The organism is Polaromonas sp. P1_A2 (assembly GCF_056406895.1).
This window is the reverse complement of the sequence record NZ_JBFTZI010000003.1, coordinates 539,649-561,668: the sequence shown is the minus strand read 5'-3', so window position 1 is coordinate 561,668 and position 22,020 is coordinate 539,649. Positions and strand designations below refer to the sequence as shown.

At 64.7% G+C, this 22,020-nt stretch carries 23 protein-coding genes and 1 tRNA gene; 18 read left to right on the top strand and 6 right to left on the bottom strand.

Annotated features, from left to right (window positions below):
- Positions 1-3: 3 nt before the first annotated feature.
- From AC1D09_RS14665 to AC1D09_RS14640, 6 genes are all read left to right on the top strand, one after another.
- Positions 4-1,197, top strand: a complete 1,194-nt coding sequence (locus AC1D09_RS14665; RefSeq protein WP_477661161.1) for a formate dehydrogenase subunit gamma — start codon at positions 4-6, stop codon at positions 1,195-1,197.
- Positions 1,198-1,215: 18 nt separating this feature from the next.
- On the top strand, positions 1,216-1,602 hold the full coding sequence (locus tag AC1D09_RS14660; RefSeq protein ID WP_477661162.1) for a hypothetical protein: 387 nt from the start codon (positions 1,216-1,218) through the stop codon (positions 1,600-1,602).
- Positions 1,603-1,936: 334 nt separating this feature from the next.
- The gene (locus AC1D09_RS14655) at positions 1,937-2,833 is read left to right on the top strand and encodes a formate dehydrogenase accessory sulfurtransferase FdhD (RefSeq protein ID WP_477664126.1); all 897 of its coding nucleotides are present in this window, start codon (positions 1,937-1,939) and stop codon (positions 2,831-2,833) included.
- The gene (locus AC1D09_RS14650; protein WP_477664125.1) at positions 2,830-4,359 is read left to right on the top strand and encodes a C13 family peptidase; all 1,530 of its coding nucleotides are present in this window, start codon (positions 2,830-2,832) and stop codon (positions 4,357-4,359) included. Before AC1D09_RS14655 ends, AC1D09_RS14650 begins: the two co-directional genes overlap by 4 nt.
- Before the next feature lie 67 nt (positions 4,360-4,426).
- Entirely contained in the window at positions 4,427-6,988 is a 2,562-nt protein-coding gene (locus tag AC1D09_RS14645; RefSeq protein ID WP_477664124.1) for an ABC transporter permease, read from the top strand.
- Between the two features lie 391 nt (positions 6,989-7,379).
- Positions 7,380-7,811 (top strand): group II truncated hemoglobin, encoded by a 432-nt coding sequence (locus AC1D09_RS14640; protein ID WP_074578016.1) that lies wholly within the window; start codon positions 7,380-7,382, stop codon positions 7,809-7,811.
- 13 nt (positions 7,812-7,824) lie between these two features.
- On the opposite strand, the gene AC1D09_RS14635 is transcribed toward AC1D09_RS14640, so the two are convergent.
- From AC1D09_RS14635 to radC, 3 genes are read right to left on the bottom strand one after another with little or no spacing between them, the layout of a single operon-like run.
- A complete protein-coding gene (locus AC1D09_RS14635; protein WP_477664123.1) occupies positions 7,825-8,952 on the bottom strand; it encodes a hypothetical protein in 1,128 nt (375 codons plus the stop codon).
- A 59-nt stretch (positions 8,953-9,011) separates the two neighbouring features.
- On the bottom strand, positions 9,012-9,668 hold the full coding sequence (locus tag AC1D09_RS14630; RefSeq protein WP_477701112.1) for a Smr/MutS family protein: 657 nt from the start codon (positions 9,666-9,668) through the stop codon (positions 9,012-9,014).
- Between the two features lie 9 nt (positions 9,669-9,677).
- The gene (gene radC / locus AC1D09_RS14625) at positions 9,678-10,352 is read right to left on the bottom strand and encodes a RadC family protein (RefSeq protein WP_477664121.1); all 675 of its coding nucleotides are present in this window, start codon (positions 10,350-10,352) and stop codon (positions 9,678-9,680) included.
- 163 nt (positions 10,353-10,515) lie between these two features.
- Between radC and AC1D09_RS14620 the strand changes: the two genes are divergently transcribed.
- The 5 genes from AC1D09_RS14620 to AC1D09_RS14600 all read left to right on the top strand — a co-directional run bounded on the left by AC1D09_RS14620 (position 10,516) and on the right by AC1D09_RS14600 (position 14,459).
- Positions 10,516-11,004 carry an FKBP-type peptidyl-prolyl cis-trans isomerase gene (locus AC1D09_RS14620; protein ID WP_477664120.1) on the top strand — a complete coding sequence of 163 codons (489 nt, stop codon included), beginning with the start codon at positions 10,516-10,518 and terminating at the stop codon, positions 11,002-11,004.
- A complete protein-coding gene (gene ispH, locus AC1D09_RS14615) occupies positions 11,001-12,002 on the top strand; it encodes a 4-hydroxy-3-methylbut-2-enyl diphosphate reductase (protein WP_477664119.1) in 1,002 nt (333 codons plus the stop codon). The genes AC1D09_RS14620 and ispH overlap by 4 nt, the downstream gene beginning before the upstream one ends.
- An 11-nt stretch (positions 12,003-12,013) precedes the next feature.
- Entirely contained in the window at positions 12,014-12,955 is a 942-nt protein-coding gene (locus AC1D09_RS14610) for a threonine/serine dehydratase (protein ID WP_477664118.1), read from the top strand.
- A 39-nt stretch (positions 12,956-12,994) separates the two neighbouring features.
- On the top strand, positions 12,995-14,335 hold the full coding sequence (gene serS / locus AC1D09_RS14605; protein ID WP_477664117.1) for a serine--tRNA ligase: 1,341 nt from the start codon (positions 12,995-12,997) through the stop codon (positions 14,333-14,335).
- A gap of 36 nt (positions 14,336-14,371) precedes the next feature.
- Positions 14,372-14,459: transfer RNA gene (locus AC1D09_RS14600), tRNA-Ser, on the top strand.
- Between the two features lie 82 nt (positions 14,460-14,541).
- Here AC1D09_RS14600 and AC1D09_RS14595 read toward each other — a convergent pair.
- On the bottom strand, positions 14,542-15,807 hold the full coding sequence (locus AC1D09_RS14595) for a hypothetical protein (protein WP_477664116.1): 1,266 nt from the start codon (positions 15,805-15,807) through the stop codon (positions 14,542-14,544).
- Positions 15,808-16,020: 213 nt separating this feature from the next.
- Here AC1D09_RS14595 and AC1D09_RS14590 point away from each other — a divergent pair, with 213 nt between their 5' ends.
- Positions 16,021-16,371: a hypothetical protein gene (locus tag AC1D09_RS14590; RefSeq protein WP_477664115.1), complete on the top strand. Its 351-nt coding sequence runs from the start codon at positions 16,021-16,023 to the stop codon at positions 16,369-16,371.
- Positions 16,372-16,578: 207 nt separating this feature from the next.
- On the top strand, positions 16,579-16,797 hold the full coding sequence (locus AC1D09_RS14585) for a hypothetical protein (protein ID WP_074578065.1): 219 nt from the start codon (positions 16,579-16,581) through the stop codon (positions 16,795-16,797).
- A 24-nt stretch (positions 16,798-16,821) separates the two neighbouring features.
- Here the strand turns inward: AC1D09_RS14585 and AC1D09_RS14580 are convergent, their stop codons facing one another.
- Both AC1D09_RS14580 and AC1D09_RS14575 read right to left on the bottom strand, forming a co-directional pair.
- The gene (locus tag AC1D09_RS14580; RefSeq protein ID WP_175456127.1) at positions 16,822-16,995 is read right to left on the bottom strand and encodes a hypothetical protein; all 174 of its coding nucleotides are present in this window, start codon (positions 16,993-16,995) and stop codon (positions 16,822-16,824) included.
- Positions 16,996-17,011: 16 nt separating this feature from the next.
- Positions 17,012-17,326: a helix-turn-helix domain-containing protein gene (locus AC1D09_RS14575; protein WP_477664114.1), complete on the bottom strand. Its 315-nt coding sequence runs from the start codon at positions 17,324-17,326 to the stop codon at positions 17,012-17,014.
- A gap of 180 nt (positions 17,327-17,506) precedes the next feature.
- Between AC1D09_RS14575 and AC1D09_RS14570 the strand changes: the two genes are divergently transcribed.
- From AC1D09_RS14570 to tssE, 5 genes are all read left to right on the top strand, one after another.
- A complete protein-coding gene (locus tag AC1D09_RS14570; RefSeq protein WP_477664113.1) occupies positions 17,507-18,388 on the top strand; it encodes an XRE family transcriptional regulator in 882 nt (293 codons plus the stop codon).
- Between the two features lie 399 nt (positions 18,389-18,787).
- The gene (gene tssB, locus AC1D09_RS14565; RefSeq protein WP_007873560.1) at positions 18,788-19,282 is read left to right on the top strand and encodes a type VI secretion system contractile sheath small subunit; all 495 of its coding nucleotides are present in this window, start codon (positions 18,788-18,790) and stop codon (positions 19,280-19,282) included.
- 24 nt (positions 19,283-19,306) lie between these two features.
- Positions 19,307-20,794, top strand: coding sequence for a type VI secretion system contractile sheath large subunit (gene tssC / locus AC1D09_RS14560; RefSeq protein ID WP_007873559.1), 1,488 nt, complete (start codon positions 19,307-19,309; stop codon positions 20,792-20,794).
- Between the two features lie 257 nt (positions 20,795-21,051).
- Complete coding sequence (locus tag AC1D09_RS14555; RefSeq protein ID WP_477664112.1) at positions 21,052-21,537, top strand: Hcp family type VI secretion system effector; 486 nt, start codon at positions 21,052-21,054, stop codon at positions 21,535-21,537.
- 48 nt (positions 21,538-21,585) lie between these two features.
- On the top strand, positions 21,586-21,999 hold the full coding sequence (gene tssE, locus AC1D09_RS14550; RefSeq protein ID WP_007873556.1) for a type VI secretion system baseplate subunit TssE: 414 nt from the start codon (positions 21,586-21,588) through the stop codon (positions 21,997-21,999).
- The last annotated feature ends 21 nt before the right edge of the window (positions 22,000-22,020 follow it).

Here is a 22,020-nt window from a genome sequence, read left to right as displayed (position 1 = left end):
CTTATGTTTCTTGCGCGACCCGTTCTCTTTCTGCTGGCAGCCGGCCTGGCCGGGCTGGCGGCCGCGCAGGCCCCCGCGCCGGCAGCCGCACCGCAGGCCCAGGGCGTTGTCGCTCCTGCCGCCGCGCCGGCGGCCACCAGCGGCATCCAGGGCCAGAACATTTTTGAGGTCAAGCCCGACGCCAGCGCCGACCCCAATTACGCCAAGCAAAGCAACGGCGAACGCGCCAAGGTCCAGCCCGGCAACAACGCGCCCATGTGGCGCCAGGTGGGCGAGGGCGTCACCGGCTACAGCAGCCTGCCCAAAAGCGAAGCGCCCGAAGCCGGCAACCTGATCCAGCCCTTTGTGCAGTACCCCGGCTCGCGCCTGACCAATGCCGGCGAGGCCTGGCGCCAGGTGCGCAACAACTGGATCATTCCCTACGGCGGTTCCCTGTTCCTGATCGTGCTGCTGGCGATCGCGATTTTTTACTTCAGCAAGGGTTCCATCAAGACCCATGGCGCCGACACCGGCCGCAAGATAGAGCGCTTCACGCCTTTTGAGCGTGCCGCGCACTGGTCCAACGCGATCGCGTTTTCCATCCTGGCGATCTCCGGCCTGGTGATGGCCTTCGGCAAGTTCTTCCTGCAGCCTGTCATTGGCGGGGCGCTCTTCGGCTGGCTGACCTGGGTGCTCAAGACGATGCACAACTTCGCCGGCCCGCTGTTCGCGGTGTCGCTGGTGATCGTGTTCTTCACCTTTTTGCGCGACAACTGGCCGCAAAAGGGCGACCTGCGCTGGCTGGCCAAGGGCGGTGGTTTGATCACAGGCGGCGAGCCGCCGTCCAACCGCTTTAACGCGGGCGAAAAACTCATCTTCTGGGGTGGCGTGTTCCTGCTCGGCATCGTGGTCGTGTCCTCGGGTTTTGTGCTCGACAAGCTGCTGCCCGGCCTGGTTTACGAGCGCGCCACCATGCAGGTCGCGCACATGGTGCATGCCGTGGCCACCGTGCTCATGATGTGCCTGTTCCTCGGCCACATTTACCTGGGCACCATCGGCATGCAGGGCGCCTACCAGGCCATGCGAACCGGTTATGTCGACGAGACCTGGGCCAGGGAGCACCATGAATACTGGTACGACGAGGTCAAGGCCGGCAACATCCCGGCCCAGCGCAGCACGCCGCCGGCTGAGCCGCCGGGCCAGATCGCACAAGCTTGAACACGTAGTGAGGACGCCATGAAAAAACTCCTGACCCTGGGCCTGCTGGCCGCCGCGTCGGCCGCGGTGCTGGCCAAGCTGCCGCCGCTGAGCGACGAAGCCAAGGCCAAGGCCGCGGAAGCCGCCGCCAAGACGGCCTGGACCGGCAAGCTCGAGGCCTACCAGTTGTGCAAAGCGCAGGACAAGGTGGTGGCCGCTTACTACAAATCGGCCAAGGCGGCTGGCAAAGAGACCAAGCCGCCGACGCCTGCGCCGGCCTGCGCCGACCCCGGCCCCTTTGCCTACACCCCGCCTGAAGCCAAGCCGCTGGAAGCCGCCGGCGCGCATTCACCGGCCGGCAATGCCACCAGCCCGCCCAGCACCAAACAACCGGACGCGGTCGGCAACCCCGCCAAGAAGTCCTGATTCCTTCCCGCTCTTCAAAAAGCCGACTCTGAAGAACCTGTTCGCGGCCTAAACGGGGCCGCGCAAGCACCTTCTCGGGATGGGATGCAAGGCGCGGTGCGCCAGCCCATAGCACAGCTATGGGCCAGCGCCGCAACGCCGCAGACCGCCCGAGAAGGCGCTTGCCCTCCGGGTTGGGGTGAAATCGGGCGAGTGAACCACCCGGGCCCTTGCATGGGCATGAGCCCATGCGGCGTGCCCGGGCGGCCCACTCATCCCGATTGCACCCCAACGCGGCCCCGTTTAGACCGTGAACAGGTTCTAAGGGCCGGCTTTTTTGTTGTAGTCTTGCCGCATGCCTTCGCCATCACCTTTGCCCCGCCTGACAAACGCCAGGGCGCCCCTGACCTGCGAGGTCCAGACCGTCAACGAATACGGCGAAACGCAGCAGGTCTCCATCCCGGCCGAGCGTGCGCTCACGGTGTATGTCGACAAGCGTGAACTCGTGACCTTGATGACGCTGGGCGCCCATCCCGAGTTGCTGGTGCTGGGCTATTTGCGCAACCAGCGCCTGGTCAAGGATGTGGCCGACATTGACTCCATCACCGTGGACTGGGAGGTGGGCGCTGCCGCCGTCAAGACCCGCCACGGCATTGAGGACATCGAGGAAAAAACCGCGCGCCGCGTGGTCACCACGGGCTGCGGCCAGGGCAGCGTGTTCGGCGGCCTGATGGACGAGGTGGACGGCATCGTGCTGCCCGCCGATGCGCGCATCAGCCAGGGCCAGCTCTACGCCCTGGTCAACACCATACGGCTCAAGGAAACGACTTACAAATCCGCCGGCTCGGTCCATGCCTGCGCGCTGTTCGCGATGACGGACGGCGACCCCGAGATGCTGCTGTTTGTCGAAGACGTGGGTCGCCACAACGCCATAGACACCATCGCCGGCTGGATCTGGATGCAGGACAGCCCTGTCGTGAGCAAATCGGACAAGGTGTTTTATACGACGGGCCGCCTCACCAGCGAAATGGTCATCAAGTCCGCGCAGATGGGTGTGCCCATTGTGGTCTCGCGCAGCGGCATCACGCAGATGGGCCACCAGGTGGCGCAGACGGTCGGCCTGTGCGCCATTGGCCGCGCCACCCACAAACGTTTTGTCTGCTATGCCCATCCGCAGCGGCTTACGCTGCAGCCCGAGCTCGCGGGCGCCAGGCCGCCTGCTGTTTCATCTTCTCCCACGGCCGCTTCATGACCGACACTTCCCCCAGCGCCGGCCCCGACACGGCGATCCACCCCGCGGTACCGCCGGAAGAGGCCGCAGCCCCGGCCGCGCGTCTTTCCCTTTGGCGCTGGTGCGTCGAAGGCCTGCGCGCTGGCATTTTTCTGAAGCCCCGGGTCGCCGGCCGCACACCGACGCCGCCGCAGGCGCTTGTGCTGACCGCGCTGGTGATGGCCATTGAAGCCGCCCTGTTCCGGCTCGAGATCGCGGGCCCCGCGCGCCTGGACGTCCAGGCCTGGCTGTCGGCCTGGTGGACGGCCGGACTGTTTATCGGCCTGGCCTGGTGGGCCTTTCCTGCAGCAGGGGCAGCGCTGACCGGCGGTGAAGCCGCCCGGCGCCCCGCGGGTGTGGGTGCCGCTTTTGTGCTGTGGGTGCTTGCTTCGCTTCCGAATACGCTGGTGTACCAGTGCCTGATAGGCGCGATCTCGCATGGCTGGCTCGCGGGTGCGGTGTTTTCGCAGGCCTGGCTTTACTGGGTGTTTTATGCGGTGTTCACCGCCTGGTCTTTGGGCGCGGCCATTGTGCTGGTGCTGCGCTTCACCGGCCTGACGGCGCGGGCCGCGGTGTTTGCCTCCGCCCTGGCGGCCGCGACCGGCCTCGCTGCCTGGCAGTTCGATGCCCGCGCCTGGCAGCAGGACTATGAACGCGATGCCGTGGCGGACAGCAAACCCCGACTGCAGCTGAGCCAGCAGACCTTTGAGGAGCAGCAGGCGCTGTGGGAAAAAACCATGGCCGCCATCGCGCACGAGCGGCCTGGCGTGACCGACGTCTACGCCCTGGTGTTCGCCCCCTATGCCGCGGAAGACGTCTTCCTGCGCGAAAGCTCCATGGTCAGCCGGGTGCTGGCCGAGCGCTTTGACGCCGAGGGCCGTGTGGTGCACCTGGTCAACCACGCCAGCACCGCGCAGACCCACCTCTGGGCCACCGCGATCAACATGGAGCGCGCCATCGACGCGATCGCCCAGCGCATGGACCGCAACAACGACCTGCTGGTGGTCTACATGACCTCGCACGGCGCCAGCGACTTCAAGCTGGCCGCCGCCCACTGGCCGCTGCAGGTGCCGCCCGTGAGCCCCGATGAACTGCGCGAGGCGCTGGACAGGTCGGGCATACGCCACCGCGTGATCGCGATCTCGGCCTGTTATTCGGGCGGCTGGGCCGACGCGCTGGCCGGCGACACCACCCTGGTCATGACGGCGGCCGACGCCACTCACACCTCTTACGGCTGCGGCCGCCGCTCCGAGCTGACCTTTTTCGGCCGGGCCCTGTTTGACGAGCAGCTGCGCAAGACCCACTCCTTCGAGCAGGCTTTTGCGCGGGCCGTGCCGCTGATCAAGCAGCGCGAGATCGACGCCGGCAAGGAAGACGGCTTTTCCAACCCGCAGATCCGCGTGGGCGCCGGCATCGCACCGGTGCTGCGCGCACTCGAAAAACGCCTGGACGCGCTGCCGCCGGCCGCCGCCGTGCCCGTGGCCGCCGCCAGCGCCGCCAGGCCATAACACCCGATACCCCGGCTCCAAACCCGGCCATCGCGCGGAGCCCCGGACTTTGCGTTATGGTCTGCGCATGAACACCCTTTTCCTCAAGCTCGGCTGGAAAACCATGCTGCGCGACCTGCGCGCGGGCGAGTTGCGCCTGCTGATCGTGGCCGTCACCCTGGCCGTCGCGGCGCTCACCGCCGTCGGCTTTTTTGCCGACCGCCTCAAGGGCGGCCTGCAGCGCGATGCGCGGCAGCTGCTGGGCGGCGACGCCGTGATCCGCAGCGACGGCCTGACGCCGGCCGCCTTTATCGCCAAGGCGCGAGAACTGGGCCTGCAGGGCATTTCCACCGTCACCTTTCCTACCATGGGCCGCGCCGGCGAGGCCGACGGCGGCGCCAGCAAGCTGGTGGCCTTCAAGGCCGTGCCCCAGGGCTATCCCTTGCGCGGCAGCATGAAGGTGGCCGCCGGCCTGGATGAGCCCGGCGCGGACACGCGCGAGGTGCCGGCCCCCGGCACGGCCTGGGCCGATGCCTCGCTGCTCGACGCGCTGGGCCTCAAGCTGGGCCAGACCCTGCTGCTGGGCGACGCCGGTTTCAAGCTCACGCGCATCATCGTGCAGGAGCCGGACCGCGGCGCGGGCTTCATCAGCTTTTCGCCGCGCGTGATGGTCAACCAGGCCGATGTGGCGGCCACCAACCTGATACAGCCCGCCAGCCGCACCAACTACCGTTTTGCCGTCGCCGGTGATGACAAGGCGGTCAAGGCCTATGTGAAATGGGCCGATGCTGAAATCAAAAAACCTTTCGAACAATCGGGCGTGCGCGGCGTGCGCCTGGAGTCGCTCGAATCGGGCAGCCCCGAGATGCGCCAGACCCTGGACCGCGCCGAGAAATTCCTGAACCTGGTGGCGCTGCTGGCGGCGCTGCTGAGCGCCGTGGCGGTGGCGATTGTGGCGCGCGGCTTCGCGGCCAAGCACCTGGACGACTGTGCCATGCTGCGCGTGCTGGGCCAGCCGCAGCGCACCATCGCGCTGGCCTACACCTTTGAGTTTGTGCTGGCGGGCCTGTTCGCCAGCGCCCTGGGCGTGGCCCTGGGTTTTGCCGTGCATTACGGTTTTGTGCTGCTGCTGGCCGGTTTGGTGGAAACCGCGTTGCCGGCCGCCACCTTCTGGCCCGTGCTGTTCGGCATGGGCATGGGCCTCACGCTGCTGCTGGCCTTCGGCCTGCCGCCCGTGCTGCAGCTGGCCCAGGTGCCGCCGCTGCGCGTGATACGCCGCGACGTCGGCAACCTCAAACCCGCCTCGCTCGCGGTGCTGGGCGTGGGCGTGGCCGGTTTCGCGGCCTTGCTGGTGGCCGCCAGCAGCGACCTGAAGCTGGGCCTGATCGCCGTGGGCGGCTTTGCCGGCGCGGTGGCGGTGTTTGCGGTCGCCAGTTTTGCCGCCGTCAAGCTGCTGCGCGCCAGCGTGCATGAGGCGACCGCGCCGCGCTGGCTGGTGCTGGCCACGCGCCAGCTCTCGGCCCGGCCGGTGTACGCCGTGGTGCAGACCAGCGCGCTGGCCGTGGGCCTGCTGGCGCTGATGCTGCTGGTGCTGCTGCGCACCGACCTCATCAGCAGCTGGCGCAGGGCCACGCCGCCCGACGCGCCCAACCGTTTTGTCATCAACGTGCAGCCCGAGCAGGGCGAGGCCTTCCAGCAGGCCCTGCGCGACGGCGGCGTGAAAAAATTCGACTGGTACCCCATGATCCGCGGCCGCCTGATTGCGGTCAACGGCAAGCCCGTCACGCCCGACGACTTTGAGGACGACCGCGCCAAGCGCCTGGTGGACCGCGAGTTCAACCTCTCCAACAGCGCGGACATGCCCTCGCACAACCAGCTCAGCGGCGGGCGCTGGACGGCCGGCGAACAAGACGCCGTCAGCGTCGAGGACGGCCTGGCCAAGACCCTGGGCCTCAAGCTCGGCGACAGCCTGCGCTTTGACATAGGCGGGCAGGCCAGCGAAGCCAAAATCACCAGCCTGCGCAAGGTCGACTGGGGTTCCATGCGCGTCAACTTTTTTGTGATGTACCCGGTCGCCAAACTGCCGGCCGACGTGCCTGTCTCTTTTATCAGCGCCTTCCGCGCGCCCGAACCCGTGGCCGCCGTGGCCGGCCAGCCGCGCCCGCAAAGCTTTGACAACACCCTGGTCAAGGCTTTTCCCAACATCACGAATGTCGACATGAGCAGCACGCTGGCCCAGGTGCAGCGCGTGCTCGACCAGGTGATACGCGCGGTGGAGTTCTTGTTCGGCTTCACGCTCGCGGCCGGCCTGGTCGTGCTGTTCGCCGCCATCACCGCCACCCGCGAAGAACGCGCCAAGGAATTCGCCATCATGCGGGCGGTAGGGGCGCGAGCGTCCTTGCTGCGCCAGGTGCAACGCGCCGAGCTGGCCGGCGTCGGCCTGCTGGCCGGCTTCCTCGCGTCCATCGTTGCTTTGGCGGTGGGCTGGGGCTTGGCGCGGTTTGTGTTTGATTTCAGCTGGAGTGGGTCTTGGACTGTGCCTTTGCTGGGCAGCCTGGCGGGGGCTGTGCTCGCTTTGGCTGCGGGGTGGTGGGGGTTGAGGTCGGTTTTGAATACGCCTGTAGTGGAGACCTTGCGGAAGGCGCAGTGACGGGCGCCTTCCTAACGCCGTTTGGGATGGGTTTGTTGTTGTTCTTAGTGCGTGCTGTTTGCTCAGTTCTGCTGGCCGGGGTTGCCCGGCGGCAAGTAACTTTCTTTTGCTTCGCCAAAAGAAAGTCACCAAAGAAAAGGCGACCCTGGTTCCTGCGTCCCTTCGCTTCGCTACGGGCAACCTGCGGTGCTCGGTCCAGCCGGGGTCAAAAACAACTCGCTTCGCTCAAACAAGTTTTTGCCCTTATCCGTCTGGCCCTGCGCTCCTCGGCGCATCCACAAGGGTTGGGAGAAGGAATACCGAACAGCCAAATACCGAACGGCCGAAGACAGGAGACTTTTGGATTAGCCCTAAGTCCGAATCAGATTGCCACTCCTTCGATAATCAGCCCATGCAGATAGAAGAGCGCCCACCCGGAAATCCCCCTTTCGAAACTCCCTTTGCCTGGATAGGCGGCGAGGAGCGCGTCAAGGCGCTGGTTGAGCGCTTTTATGACTTGATGGACCTGGAGCCGGGTTACACAGCCCTGCGTGCCGCGCATGGCAGCACGCTGGACAATGCGCGCCAGCGGCTGTTCTGGTTTTTGTGCGGCTGGCTGGGCGGGCCGCAGTACTACACCGACCGTTTCGGCCATCCGCGCCTGCGCATGCGCCACATGCCGCAGCAGACCGGCGGCGGCTCCATCGGGATTGCCGAGCGTGACCAGTGGCTGGCCTGTATGGACCAGGCCATGCGCGAAACCGGTGTGGACGAGGGCTTGCGCGTTCGGCTCAATGCGTCGTTTTTCCAGACTGCGGACTGGATGCGTAACCGGGGCGAATGACGCTTTTTGAGCGCTACTTCTCCGTGGGCCTGGAGCATCCAGATGCGCAGGGGACCAAATCCGGGGTTCGCTTGATTCCCACTGCGCCGATGTAATCCGACTTGAGCCCTCTTGTATAGGTGATGTGCATTTCCTTGCCATGAGGCGGCTCGCCGAAGTCCCAGGCCCAGTAGGTCCTGTCGTTGGTGTTAAACAAAAAGAACTGACCCACGCCGGGTAGCGAAATGTCTTTGTTGAGCTGCTGGCCCAGCACCTGGCTTTGCTGCGCCAGTGCGCGCCTTAAGCGGTCGTGCTGCTGGCCTGGAAGCACTTGAGGGTTCTTTCTGTCTTCGCTCGTCGCCCTTTGCCCAGCCGGTACAAGGGGCGCCTCGTCTCCCAGCCCCAGCACGTTCCAGTAGATGTGCTGGTTCGCGTAGCCTTCGCGGCCGAATTTCCAGATACGCGCCGGCAGCTTGGTGTTGTCAAAGTCACTCGCTTCACCGTTTTCATCAAAGAACACGGAAAGGCCTGCCGGGGAAAAGTATTTGTGCGGCCATTCAACTTGAACAAACGGGGCGTTCGTGCTGGGGTTAGCGATCTCGGCCGCCAGGGCCTTGCAGGCAGGGTGGCGGCATTTGGTGATCGGGGCCAGACGAACCGTTGTGCTGCAGACAGTCCGCAGGTCATAGCGGCCTGAAGCGACTTTCTCCAGGCGCTGGACTACCAGGCTTTCCAGGTCGCCCTCGTCCGCAACCAGGTAATTCACGCCTGCGTATTTGACAAACCGTGGGTCGCTCAAGGTGCCAATATTGCCCAGGTTCGCTTTCAGCCGCAGTTTGTCTGATGGTCGACTGGCCGCCATGTTGATGTCGTAGACCTCGGCATAGGTAAATCGCCCCGAGCCTTGAATATTCCAGACAAAGAGATCATCAACGCCGTCGTTATCAGCATCAACAATTTGGCTTCCCTGCGAATAATCATTAAAGCCAAGAATTTCCAGTTTTGCATCGTCAAGGGCCGTGGTCTCAGCCTTCGTCAGCGATCGGGCGGGGTTGACGAAGCGGCCGGCAGCCTTGGCGTCAACCAGGCCGGAAAGTCCGGCGCACACCTCGTTGGCGGGAGCCGCCAACGTTCCTGTATGAAAGGACGCCAGCAAGCTCAAGGTGAGGCAGATTCTTAACCGAAGCATTTTTAGTCTCTCCATCCGTTCGACGCTGTGCCTCAGCCCTGCGCCAGCAACACCACCAGCGCCCCGGCGCCGCCCTCGGCTGGCCTGGCCTGCACAAAGGCCAGCACTTCCTGCTTCTGAATCAGCCAGCTCTGTACCTTGCCCTTGAGCACCGGCGTCTTGCCCGGTGAGCCCAAACCTTTGCCGTGCACCACGCGCACGCAGCGCCAGCCCATCTTGTGGGCGTCCTTGATGAAATCCGCCAGCGCCTCGCGCGCGTCCTCGCGGCGCAGGCCGTGCAGGTCGAGCTGGCCCTGTATGCTCCAGCCGCCGCGGCGCAGCTTGCGCACCACGTCGGGCCCCATGCCGGGCCGCCTGAAACTCAGCGCCTCGTCGGTGTCCAGCAGGGTTTCCACGTCAAACTCGTCGGAGATCGCCTCGCGCATCACCGCGAGTTCGTCGCGCTGCTGCTGCACCGGGATGGGCGCGGCCTGTTGCACCGGCAGCGCGGCCTTGTGGCCGGGCAGGTGTTTGGCGGGCAGGGACTTGACGGCGCCGACGGCGCGCGAAAACAGTTCTTTTTCGGCCTTGGCTCTGGCCGCGGCGGCGGCCTTCGCGGCGGCGGCTTCTTTCTCCAGCCGGGCCCGGGTTTCGATCGCCTGCTTGACGGCCTTGAGGTCCTGCAGGCTTTTGAGGGCGGGGGATTTCATGGACTTACCTTACAGCATTCCCAGCTCGGCCATGGACACCGCCTGGGTGCTGGTCACCACGAAGTGGTCCAGCACGCGCACGTCCACCAGCGCCAGCGCCGCCTTGAGGTTGTGCGTGAGCGCCTCGTCGGCGCGCGAGGGCTGGGCCCAGCCGCTGGGGTGGTTGTGGGCCAGCACCACGCTGGCGGCGTTCAGGGCCAGGGCGCGTATGACGACCTCGCGCGGGTAGACCGAGGTCTGGGTCAGCGTGCCGCGAAACAGCTCCTCGAGCACGATCAGCCGGTTCTGGCTGTCCAGGAACAGCATGGCGAAGACCTCGTGCGGCCGGCTGCCCAGCTGCAGCTGCAGGTAGTCGCGCACGGCCTGGGGCGTGTCGAACAGGGTTTTCTGGCTGAGGTTTTCGGCCAGCGCGCGGCGGGCCAGTTCCAGCACGGCGACCAGCTGCGAGCGCTTGGCGCCGCCCAGTCCCTTGATGCGCTGCAGGTCCGCGGCCGTGGCGTGCAGCAGGCCGGCCACGCCGCCGAAGGTATCCAGCAGTTCCTGGCCCATCTGCAGCACGTTTTTGCCGGGGATGCCGGTGCGCAGCAGCAGGGCCAGCAGTTCGGCGTTGCTGAGCGCGCCGGGGCCGCGGGCCAGCAGTTTTTCGCGGGGGCGGCTGTCTTGGGGCAGGTCTTTCAGGATCATGGATCGATCTCTTGTTGTGGGCTGGCAGGGAGCGGCCAGGGAGGCCACCGCGCAAAAAAGGCCAAAAAACCGGGTTTGGCCCGGCCGGGCCGTCCTTTCTACAATAGAGGCAGTTTACAAACACTGGCCCGCCGTTCCGGCCGGCCCCGAAAGCCCCAGCCTTATGTCCACCGTGGAACTCTCCGCAGCCCCCCTGATCCAGCAGGGCTCCTTCCTGACCCTGCACTACCGCATGGCCGGGCCTTCGGTGGACGGCAAGCCGGGCGCCGACATCATCAACACCTTTGAAGGCAAACCCGCCACGCTGAGCCTGGGCACGGGCGAGCTGTCGCCGGCCATAGAGCAGCGCCTGCTGGGCCTGCCCGAAGGCACGCGCACCACCTTCGAGCTGCCGGCCGGCGAGGCCTTCGGCGAGCGCAACCCCGAGCTCGTGCAGTGGGTGGCACGCAAGCTGCTCAATGAACTGGGCGACCCGGACGAGCAGTACAAGGTCGGCGACGTGGTGCAGTTCCCCACGCCCGACGGCATGGGCCAGTACGCCGGCGCGGTGCAGCAGGTCAAAGAGGGCGGCGATGCGGTGCAGTTCGACTTCAACCACCCGCTGGCCGGCCAGCCCGTGGTGTTTGAAGTGCAAGTGATCGGCATCCTATGACTGAATCGAAAAAACTCCCGCAAGAAATCCTGCTGGCCGAGCCGCGCGGCTTTTGCGCCGGCGTCGACCGCGCCATTGAAATCGTCGAGCGTGCGCTGACGAAATTCGGCGCGCCGATTTATGTGCGCCATGAAATCGTGCACAACACCTACGTCGTCAACGACCTCAAGGAAAAAGGCGCGATCTTTATTGAAGAGCTGGACGACGTGCCGCCGGGCGCCACGCTGGTGTTCAGCGCCCATGGCGTGAGCCAGGCCATCCAGAAGGAGGCCGAGCGCCGCGGCTTCCAGATTTTCGACGCCACCTGCCCGTTGGTGACCAAGGTGCATGTGGAAGTCGCCAAGCTGCACAAGGAAGGCTACGAGTTCATCATGATCGGCCACAAGGGCCATCCCGAGGTCGAAGGCACCATGGGCCAGCTTGAGAGCGGCATCCACCTGGTGGAGGACGCGGCCGACGTCTGGCGCATCACCCCGGCCCAGACCGAGCGCCTGGCCGTGGTCACGCAGACCACGCTGAGCGTGGACGACGCGGCCGAGATCAGCGCCGCCGTGAAACAGCGTTTTCCGCAGGTGCGCGAGCCCAAGCAGCAGGACATCTGCTACGCCACGCAGAACCGGCAGGACGCCGTCAAGGTGCTGAGCCCGCAGGTCGACATCCTCATCGTGGTCGGCAGCCCGACCAGCTCCAACAGCAACCGCCTGCGCGAACTGGCCGCCAAGCTGGGCACCGAAGCCTATATGGTCGACGATGCCAGCGAACTCAAGGAGTCCTGGTTCGAGGGCAAGGGCCGGGTGGGCCTGACGGCCGGCGCCTCGGCCCCCGAAATCCTCGTCAAGCAGGTGATAGACCGCATCAAGGCGCTGGGCGCGGTGTCGGTGCGCAAGATGGACGGCATCGAGGAAACCATCAAGTTCCCGCTGCCCAAGGGCCTGAAGCTGGACGCGCAGGGCCACATGCTGGAAGTCAACGACAGCCAGCTCCACCAACTCACCTGATCCCCTTACTCATGACCGATCGCGATCACATCGAGCGCTGCCTGCGCGCGTTCAAGGCCGGCTACAGCCACTTCATCCGCCAGACCCCGCTGTGGCAGCTGCCCGGCAAGGCGCTGGGCGTGGAGTGCGGCGAGGTCTGGCTCAAGCTGGAGCACCTGCAGACCGGCGGCAGCTTCAAGGCGCGCGGCATGCTCAATCGCCTGCTGTCCAATCCCATCCCGGCGAGCGGCGTGATCGTCGCCTCGGGCGGCAATGCCGGCATCGCCACCGCGGCCGCGGCCCGTGAGCTGGGTGTGCGCTGCGAGGTGTTTGTGCCCGAGGTCTCGCCCCCCGCCAAGCGCGCCAAGCTGGCCGCGCTGGGCGCCGAGGTGGTGGTGACGGGCGCGGCCTACGCCGATGCGCTCAAGGCCTGCCTGGCGCGCCAGCAGGAAAGCGGCGCGCTGCTCACCCATGCCTACGACCAGCCCGAAGTGCTGGCCGGCGCCGGCACCATGGCCGCGGAAATCGAGCAGCAGGGCGGTGTGCCCGACTCGGTGCTGGTCAGCGTGGGCGGCGGCGGCCTGATAGGCGGCGTGGCCGGCTGGTTCGGGCAGCGCAGCCGCGTGGTCGCCCTGGAGCCCGAACTCGCGCCCACACTCTTCAAGGCCCGCGAGGCCGGCGAACCGGTGGATGTCGCCGTCGGCGGCATCGCCGCCGATTCGCTGGGCGCCCGGCGAATCGGCAGCCTGGCCTGGGAAGTCACCCAGGCCCATGTGCGCGACGCGCTGCTGCTGACGGACGAATCCATACGCGCGGCGCAGCTCTGGCTCTGGAAAGAGCTCAAACTGGCCGTCGAGCCCGCCGCGGCCCTGCCGCTGGCCGCGCTGCAAAGCGGCCGCTACCGCCCGCGCGCCGACGAAAAAATCTGCCTCATCATCTGCGGCGCCAACCTGGACCCGGCCAGCCTGAACTGAAGAATCAGGCGGGCGGGCCGCACAAAATACAATGGCCCCATGCTAGACATCAACCTGCTCCGCAAAGACCTGCCGTCGGCTATTGCCCGGCTGGAAACCCGCAAGACCCCGCAAACCTTCCTCAATGTGGAGGCCTTCCAGGCCCTGGAGGCCGAACGCAAGGCCCTGCAGATCCGCACCGAAGAGCTGCAGAACCAGCGCAACACCCTGTCCAAGCAGATCGGCCAGCTCAAGTCCAAGGGCGAAGACGCCAGCGCCGTCATGGCGCAGGTGAGCGCCTCCAAGGCCGAACTTGAATCCTCTGCCACCCGGCTGGAGCAGATCCAGGCCGACATGCAGTCCCTGCTGCTGGCCGTGCCCAACCTGCCGCACGAAAGCGTGCCCCAGGGCGCGGGCGAAGCCGGCAATGTCGAGGTGCGCAAATGGAGCCCCATCGAAGGCCCGGGCGGCGAACCGGCCGCGTTTGCCTTTGAGGTCAAGGACCACGTCGACGTGGGCCAGCCCCTGGGCCTGGATTTTGAGCTCGGCAGCAAGCTCACGGGCGCGCGTTTTACCGTCATGAAGGGCCAGCTGGCGCGCCTGCACCGGGCGCTCGCGCAGTTCATGCTCGACGTGCAAACCCAGGAGCACGGCTACACCGAGTGCTACACGCCCTACATCGTCAACGGCGATTCGCTGCGCGGCACCGGCCAGCTGCCCAAGTTTGAAGAGGACCTGTTCGCCGTCAAGAAGGGCGGGCAGGAGGGCGCGGCCGAAGCTGAAAGCGTTTCGCTGTACCTGATCCCGACCTCGGAGGTCTCGCTGACCAATTTCGTGCGCGATGAAATCGTCGCCGAGGCGGACCTGCCGCTGCAGTTCACCGCGCACACGCCGTGCTTCCGTTCGGAGGCCGGCAGCTACGGCCGCGACACGCGCGGCATGATCCGCCAGCACCAGTTCGACAAGGTCGAGATGGTGCAGGTCACCCATCCCGACAAAAGCTACGAGGCGCTGGAGGCCATGACCGGCCATGCCGAAGCCATCCTGCAAAAGCTGGGCCTGCCTTACCGCGTCATGCTGCTGTGCACCGGCGACATGGGCTTCGGCGCCAGCAAGACCTACGACCTGGAAGTCTGGCTGCCCGCGCAGAACACCTACCGCGAGATCAGCTCGGTCTCCAACTGCGAAGCCTTCCAGGCGCGCCGCCTGCAGGCCCGCTTCAAGAACGCGCAAGGCAAGAACGAGTTCCTCCACACCCTCAACGGCTCGGGCCTGGCCGTGGGCCGCACCCTGGTGGCCGTGCTCGAGAACTACCAGCTGGCCGACGGCTCGGTCGCCGTGCCGGCTGCATTGCAGCCCTATATGGGTGGCATCAAGGTGCTGACCCCCGCCGGAAAATAGGCGGCCAGGGCCTGCTAGAATTGCGGGTTCACTCTTGGAGAGGTGGCAGAGTGGCCGAATGTACCTGACTCGAAATCAGGCGTACCGCAAGGTACCGTGGGTTCGAATCCCACCCTCTCCGCCAAATTTGCATCCGGAACAACCCAGGTTGGTCTGAGAAATGCCTTAAAAGCCCCGTAAATCGGGGCTTTTTCGTTTCCGGTGGTTCAGGTGGCTTGGGCCTTGCGCCGGGCATCATCAGCGCCCCGCAAATGCGCAAACAGCAAGCCCCACAGGAAATAGGCGAATATGCCGGGATAGGGTTGCCTGAGCGTCACTTTGAAATTGCTGTCGACCAGCACCATGAAGGCGGCCATGCCCGCCAGCCACCAGATTTCAGCGGGCAGGGATCTTCGCTGCTGCCAGAGCTTGCGCGCGGTCAATGCTATGAGGGCCGCCACGGGCAGCAGCCCGACCAGGCCAAGGTTGTAGACGAGGTCCAGGTACCAGTTGTGCGCGCTCGTGATGACCTCGCGCGAGGGTGGCTTGGTGTGGCCGAACAGCAGGCTGCGCGGGCTTTCGCTGATCCAGCCGCCGTAGAGCTTCCAGTCGCTGAGGCGCTGGGCCATGTTGCCGGGCAGCTTCCCCTCTGCCACGTCCCGGAACTTTTGCACGTAGGTATTGGCGTTGCCGAACCGGTCCGTATCGCCCTTGACCTTGCCGTAGTACAGGCTGCCCAGGAGCACTGCCGCCGCGATGCCGGCGGCGATGGCCAGAAGGCCTTTCGCATGGCCGTGCGAGCGCTTCAGTACCGCCACGCCGAAAAACAGCAACAGGAATCCTGCGTAAAAGCCGATGGCCAGAAAAGCGCCGCTGGCGAGCACATAAATCCCGGTGACGGCCGCCAGGACGCGCATCAGGTTTTTTTGGCGCTCCCACTGGTGCACCATGACAAAGCCGAATGCCACGGCCAGAACGATGGGCACGAACTGGATGTGCTGGTAAATGCTGAAGACATACAAATAATTCGTCAGCATCAAGCCGCCCTGGAGCCACCCGGCCAGCAGTTGCAAGGGCAAGAGCACCAGCAGCACCCAGAAAAAGGCACTGGCAATCGTTTTGCGCTCGGCGGCCAGAAACAGCCCGAGCATGAAACCCATGGTGGGCAGCAGGGTTTGCGCGGCGTACAGCAGCTTTGCCGTCTGGCCGTCCGGTGTGCCCTGCGCAAAGGCGAAGGATGCCGCCATGGCGCCCACAAAGGCGGCGATGAAGGCCATGGCCGGCCTTGCCGTGCCAAGGCTGCGCGCATGCGCGAGGATGCCGGCCACGCAGGCCGCGATGGAGATCGGCAGGGGCAGCGACCCCAGGATGCCGCGTGAGTCGTAGATCGGGTCCAGGTCGCGGTAAATGCCGCGGGAGAGCTGGATAAACAAGGGAAACAAAATGGCTGCGGCGGCCAGCCAGGTCCAGGCGGGGATTGCTTTTTTTGTCATTGCCTATTGTTGCAGGACGTCGCGGCCATCTGCCGCCGGCATCGGGTCCGTGTCGGCTGGCACGCGCGCTCACAAGTCCCCATGGCAAAAAAAAGCCCGGGACAAACCGGGCGTGGAAGCTGGCAAGGCCAGCGAGGGAGGGAGCGGCTCATGACAAGCCGCCAGATGAATATAGCTTCTCGTTTCTTTGGGCCTTGTAGGAGAATGCCCAAAATGCATCCCCTGATGGTTTCCAATCCCGATTCCGTCGTGGCTGAGCTGATAGGCCGCATCGCGGCCATCGTGATGCGGACCTATGAGGTGGAGCAGTTGTTGCCGCGGGGTTGCGAGCACCGGCTCTCGCTGGCGGGCCATGAACTGGTCAGCGCGATCTCGACGGATGCCGGGAGCATCGATTTTTCGTGCGAGCTGACACTGGAGGCCCGGGAGCGCGGCAGTTCCTTTCTGGTCAAGGTGCGGGGTCAGGCCGCCTATGAAAGCCCGGTCTGGCGCATCAATGAAATCTACGAAGTGGTGGTGGATCCGCTGGACCGGGGGGCGACCGGGCATGGGGATTTGCGATAAGAAGCCAGGGTCGCGACTGTCGGCTTATGGCGCTGAATAAGTCCTAAGTACCAGCTTTTCCCGTGATGATCGTGCCGGTTAGGCCAAAGAAGGTGTTTTCCTACAGAGCCTGACCCGCCTTGAGGTCTAAAGTGGGCACTGAGCAATCTGGTGCCTCCCCGCCGCAGTGGGGGCGGACGCCATGGCCAATCAAGGAGGACAACAAAGATGCTCGCGCTGCTCAAGGTGAAGCTTCAGCCATCGGGGGAATACATCCTCAAGGAAGCCGGTCAGGACATGACCTTCAATCAAACCATAGGACCCTTGGCGGATGCGGGCGAGTTCTACCGGCGTGTCGCTTCGCGCATCGCCGAGCTGGCCCGGGCTGGCATGCAGATCAAGTACATAGACCACGGCGAGTACGACTCGCATCCCGGCGCACTCTGAGGCCCCGGGGGTGGCCGCGCGCCCTCAGGCCAGCTCGAAATGCAGCAGCCGGATGGGATGAAGCTGCTCTTCGGCGAACTGGGTCTTGCCGATGGCGGCTTTTTCGAGGTCTTCCCGCTCCAGCTCAACCAGAACCAGCTCGTCTTCACGGGTGCGCAGGTAGATGCGCAGCTTGATGTCCTTGCTGGAAAGCAGCATGGGGCTTCCTTTGATGTCAGGGCTTGCGGGTGCGGCTGGGCCGGCCGCCGGCCGGCGCCCCAGGCGCCGCCGCTCTGTCGCGGGCGCCGGGCATGGTCACCGTGATCTTGCGGGTTTGCCGGAAAGCCAGGGTTCTTGCCGCGGGGTCGCGGTAGCGGGAGGGCCACAAGGCCTGGGGCGTGGTATCCAAGGCTTTGGCCACCAGCTGTTCGGCCGCCAGCCAGGGGCTGGTGAGCACGCGCTGGATGTGGCTGTAGCCGTTGTCGTGGGCGATCTTGCGAAGGCTGGTGCCGCGCTTGCGCAAGGCAGCAATGACGTCGGCGGGGTGCATATCTTCCTGTGAGATTGTTGTTTTATTTATGCTCATGTCCACTATTTTGAGCTTGCAAGGCCTGAAGTCAAGCGCGGACGGGCCCATAGTTATGAGTATTGCTTATATTTTTATGCATATTGGGTAAATCAAGGGGGTTGAGGTTTGCATGTCTGTGTTCATTGACACAAAATAGTGTTCATGAGCACAAAAGACGCGGCACCTTCCGACCAGGCGCCTACGGAAAAAGCGCCTGGCGCGCAGAACGCCAACCAGCCCTATCCCCTGGCCTCGGTGTCGCCCGTCAAGGCGGATGAGCCGGTGGCCTGGTACCGCTACCACGCCGCGGCGGCCGCCAGCAAGGAGGAGGTCAAAACCGTCAGGACCGAGGCGCGCAATGTTTTTATGCAGCAGTTCGGCCAGCGCTGCCGGGCCGCGCGCGGCGCCCGCGAGATCAACGACGTGGCGGCAGCGGTCGGTGTCCACCGCAACACCATCTGGAACGTCGAGCGCGGCGACAGCCTGCCCGATGCCTTCGAGCTGGAAGTGCTGGCCCGCGAATACAACACCACGCCGACGCAGCTGCTGGGCGGCCAGGCGCAGGACGCGGGCCGGTCCGCGGCTGTGCCCCACGGCGTGCGCGCGGTACAGCTCGATGAGCTGATCTACGTCCCGCTGTTCGACCTGCGCGAGCAGGCGGAGGGAGCCGCCTTCACCGACGCCGACTCGGTGCTGGCCATGCGGCCTTTCGATGCGCAGTTCATACGCTACGACCTGGGCATCGCGCACGACGACCTGGCGATGTTCGGCGTGGTGGGCGCGTCCATGGAGCCGTGGCTGCATGCCAGGGATGCGGTGCTGGCGGACCTGCGCGACCGCGATGCGCTGACCGAGGGCGTGCACCTGATACGGCTGGACGGCGCGCTGCTGATGAAAAGGCTGCAGCGCCTGCCCGGAAAAATCCTGCGGGTCAGCAGCTACAACCCGGCCTACGAGCCTTTCGACATCCAGGGCCACGAGTCGGCCGACCGCGACTTCGCGGTGCTGGGCCGGGTGCGCTGGGCCGGCGTCACCTTCAACTGAGGGGTTGCGCCGCGGCGCGCCGCAGCGCGCGGTGTTGCGGTGTTGCGGTTTTGCCGCGCCGCGCGCCGGCAAATATTTCCATCGCGGCGCTTGCAGCGCCGCGGCCTAGGGTTGTTCCTATGCCCCGCCGGCGGGCAAGGCGGGACACTGTGGCGCCTCGCATCGCTATGCCGTGGTGCCGATGATTTTTGTCGCACAAACGTGCTACAGGTATATGGCTCGGCCCGGCTCATTTTGCCGCATGCTTTTCGCGGCCCACGCCCCCTGCTTTCCCCCCGTATTACGGCTGAAACATGGCTGTTTAAATCAAAGGATATCGAGTACTATCGTTTTCGACTTGTTACAGGTGTTTAACAGCTGTGACCTCCACTCAACCCTCACGAATCGAAGGAAACCACCATGGCAACCGATGGGTCAGTAGCACCAAAAGAGCGTGTCAATATTGTTTATCGTCCCGCCACGGGGGACGCCAAGGCCGAGGTTGAGCTGCCGCTCAAGCTGCTGGTCATGGGCGACTACACCTTGCGTGAAGACGAGACGCCGCTGGAGGAAATGAAGCCGATCAACATCGACAAGGACAACTTCAACGAAGTCCTGAAGGCGCAAAAGCTGTCGCTGAGCATGTCGGTGCCCAACAAGCTGGATCCCAAGGCCGACAAGGACGCGGTGCTGGCCATGAACATCGACTTCAGCTCGATCAACGACTTCTCGCCCGACGCCATCGTCGACAAGGTGCCCGAGCTCAAGCAGATGATCGAGTTGCGCGACGCCCTGAAGGCGCTCAAAGGGCCGCTGGGCAACATTCCGGACTTCCGCAAGAAGGTCCAGGAGCTGGTGCAGGACGAAGGCGTGCGCGCGCGGCTGATGTCCGAACTCGGCGTCAAAGACCAATAAAAGAACCGCACCGAAGGAACCATCATGGCTGAAACCAACAAGCAAACAGAAGCGGCGCCAGGCGCGGCCGAAGACGCGGGCGGCTCGCTGCTCGACCAGCTGGTCAACTCCGCGCGCATCAAGCAGGGCGACGACGCCTATTCCATCACCCGCCACGGCATCCAGGCCTTTGTCTCGCAGCTGCTGGAGCCCCAGCGTTCGGTCGAGCGCGTCACGCAGGCCACGGTCGACGACATGATCGCCGACCTGGACAAAAAGCTCTGCGCGCAGGTCGACTCCATCCTGCACCATCCCGACTACCAGAAGCTGGAATCGGCCTGGCGCTCGCTGAAATTCCTGGTCGACCGCACCAACTTCCGCGAGAACGTCAAGATCCAGATGCTCAGCGTGAGCAAGAGCAAGCTGCTCGACGACTTCCAGGACGCGGCCGACATCACCAAGTCCGGCCTCTACAAAAACCTCTACACGGCCGAATACGGCCAGTTCGGCGGCCAGCCCTTCGGCGCCATGATCGGCAACTACGAGTTCGGCCCCGGCGGCCAGGACATCAAGCTGCTGCAGTACATGGCCAGCGTCGCGGCCATGGGCCATGCGCCCTTCATCGCCGCCACCGCGCCCGAGTTCTTCGGCGTCGAGTCCTATGAACAGCTGCCCAACCTCAAGGACCTGGCCTCGGTCTTCGAGGGCCCGCAGTTCGTCAAGTGGAACGCCTTCCGCGAGACCGAGGACGCGCGCTACGTGGGCCTGACGCTGCCGCACTTCCTGCTGCGCGTGCCCTACAGCGCCGACACGGTGCCGACCAAGAAGTTCAACTACAAGGAAGACGTCTCCGGCGGCAACAACAGCTTCCTCTGGGGCAACGCGGCCTTCGCCTTCGCCTCGCGCCTGACCGGCAGCTTCGCCGACTACCGCTGGTGCGCCAACGTCATCGGCCCGCAGGGCGGCGGCGCGGTGGAAGACCTGCCGGTCTACACCTACGAGTCCATGGGCGAGCTGCAGAACAAGATCCCCGCCGAGGTGCTGATCTCCGAGCGCCGCGAGTTCGAGCTCGCCGAGCAGGGCTTCATCGCGCTCACCATGCGCAAGAACAGCGACAACGCGGCCTTCTTCTCAGCCAACTCGGCGCAAAAGCCCAAGTTCTTCGGCAACAGCAAGGAAGGCAAGGAAGCCGAGCTCAACTACAAGCTCAGCACCCAGCTGCCTTACATGTTCGTGGTGAGCCGCCTGGCCCACTACATCAAGGTGATCCAGCGCGAGAACATCGGCACCTGGAAAGAGCGTGCCGACCTCGAAAGCGAGTTGAACATGTGGATACGCCAGTACGTGGCCGACATGGACAACCCGGGCGAGGGCGTGCGCAGCCGCAGGCCCCTGCGCCAGGCGGAGATCACCGTGGCTGACGTCGAAGGCGATCCAGGCTGGTACCGCGTCGACCTCAAGGTTCGTCCGCACTTCAAGTACATGGGCGCGTCCTTCAGCCTGTCTCTCGTTGGGAAGCTCGAGAAAAAGTGACGCCGGGCGGGCGGTTTCCCGAGGGGGAAACGCCTGTATTTCGGTTGTAACTTTGCCGCCTGGCTTCTGACATGGACCCGAAACAGGGGCCTTCCAGAATACAGGTCATGCACAGAGCAGATGTTTAAGAGATGTGCAGATCACCCGGGTAGCCAAGGGGCGGGGTGGTAAAGAGGTTCAAGCCCCGCTGATTGTTGCGGGGGCCTTGAGCGAATCTGAAACAGTTTTACGACAGTACCAACTTAAAGGAAATCATCATGCCAATGCCATGCTACCTCATCCTCGAAGGCGAAAAACAAGGGAAGATCGAAGGCTCCGTCAAGGTCAAGGGCCACGAAGGCAAGATCCTCGTGCAAGCCGTGGACCACGTCATCGAGATCCCCAAGAGCCCGCAGACCGGCCTGCCCACCGGCAAGCGCGTGCACTGCCCCATGACGGTCACCAAGGAAATCGACAAGGCTTCGCCCAAGCTGTTCCAGGCCCTGACCTCGGGCGAGCAGCTCAAGAGCGTGAGCCTGGAGTTCTACCGTATCTCCCCCAAGGGCACGGAAGAAAAGTACTACACGGTCAAGCTGTCCTCGGCCATCCTGACCAACGCCAGGTCCTGGACGCCCAACTGCCTGAACCCCGACAACAAGCAGATGGGCCACATGGAAGACATCTCCTTCACCTACGAGAAGATCACCTGGACCTTCGAGCCGGACGGCATCGAGGCAGAAGATTCCTGGCTCGCTCCGAAGTAATGACGGGCAAGCGGCACGCCGACCCGGCTGAGTAGAGAGACAACAACGGTGAAGGAGCGGCGACTGCTGGAAAGAATAGCGGCCTGGGAAGATGGTGGACAACGCACCAACCAGACGCAGGTCGATATTCTTGTCCGGTCGGTCACCAACCACCTTCTTCGCCTGCTCAATACCCGGCAAGGCAGCGTGCAGCTCGATCCCCTCTTCGGCGTGCCCGACTTCACCAATATCGCCGGCGGGCTCACCGCGGGTTCCACCGGCGATATTGAAGAAGAGATCCGCCGCATGGTGCTGAAGTACGAACCCCGCATCAAGTCGCCCCGCGTGGTGATGAGCCGGGAGTCTACCGACGTGCTGTCCATCCGGTTCGCGCTGGAAGGCCGGCTTGAAGTGGATGACCGCGAGATTCCGCTTCAGCTCTCCACCACGGTTGGCGCAAACGGCAAGGTCAACATCAACTGATTTCAACGGCCCTTTAACAGT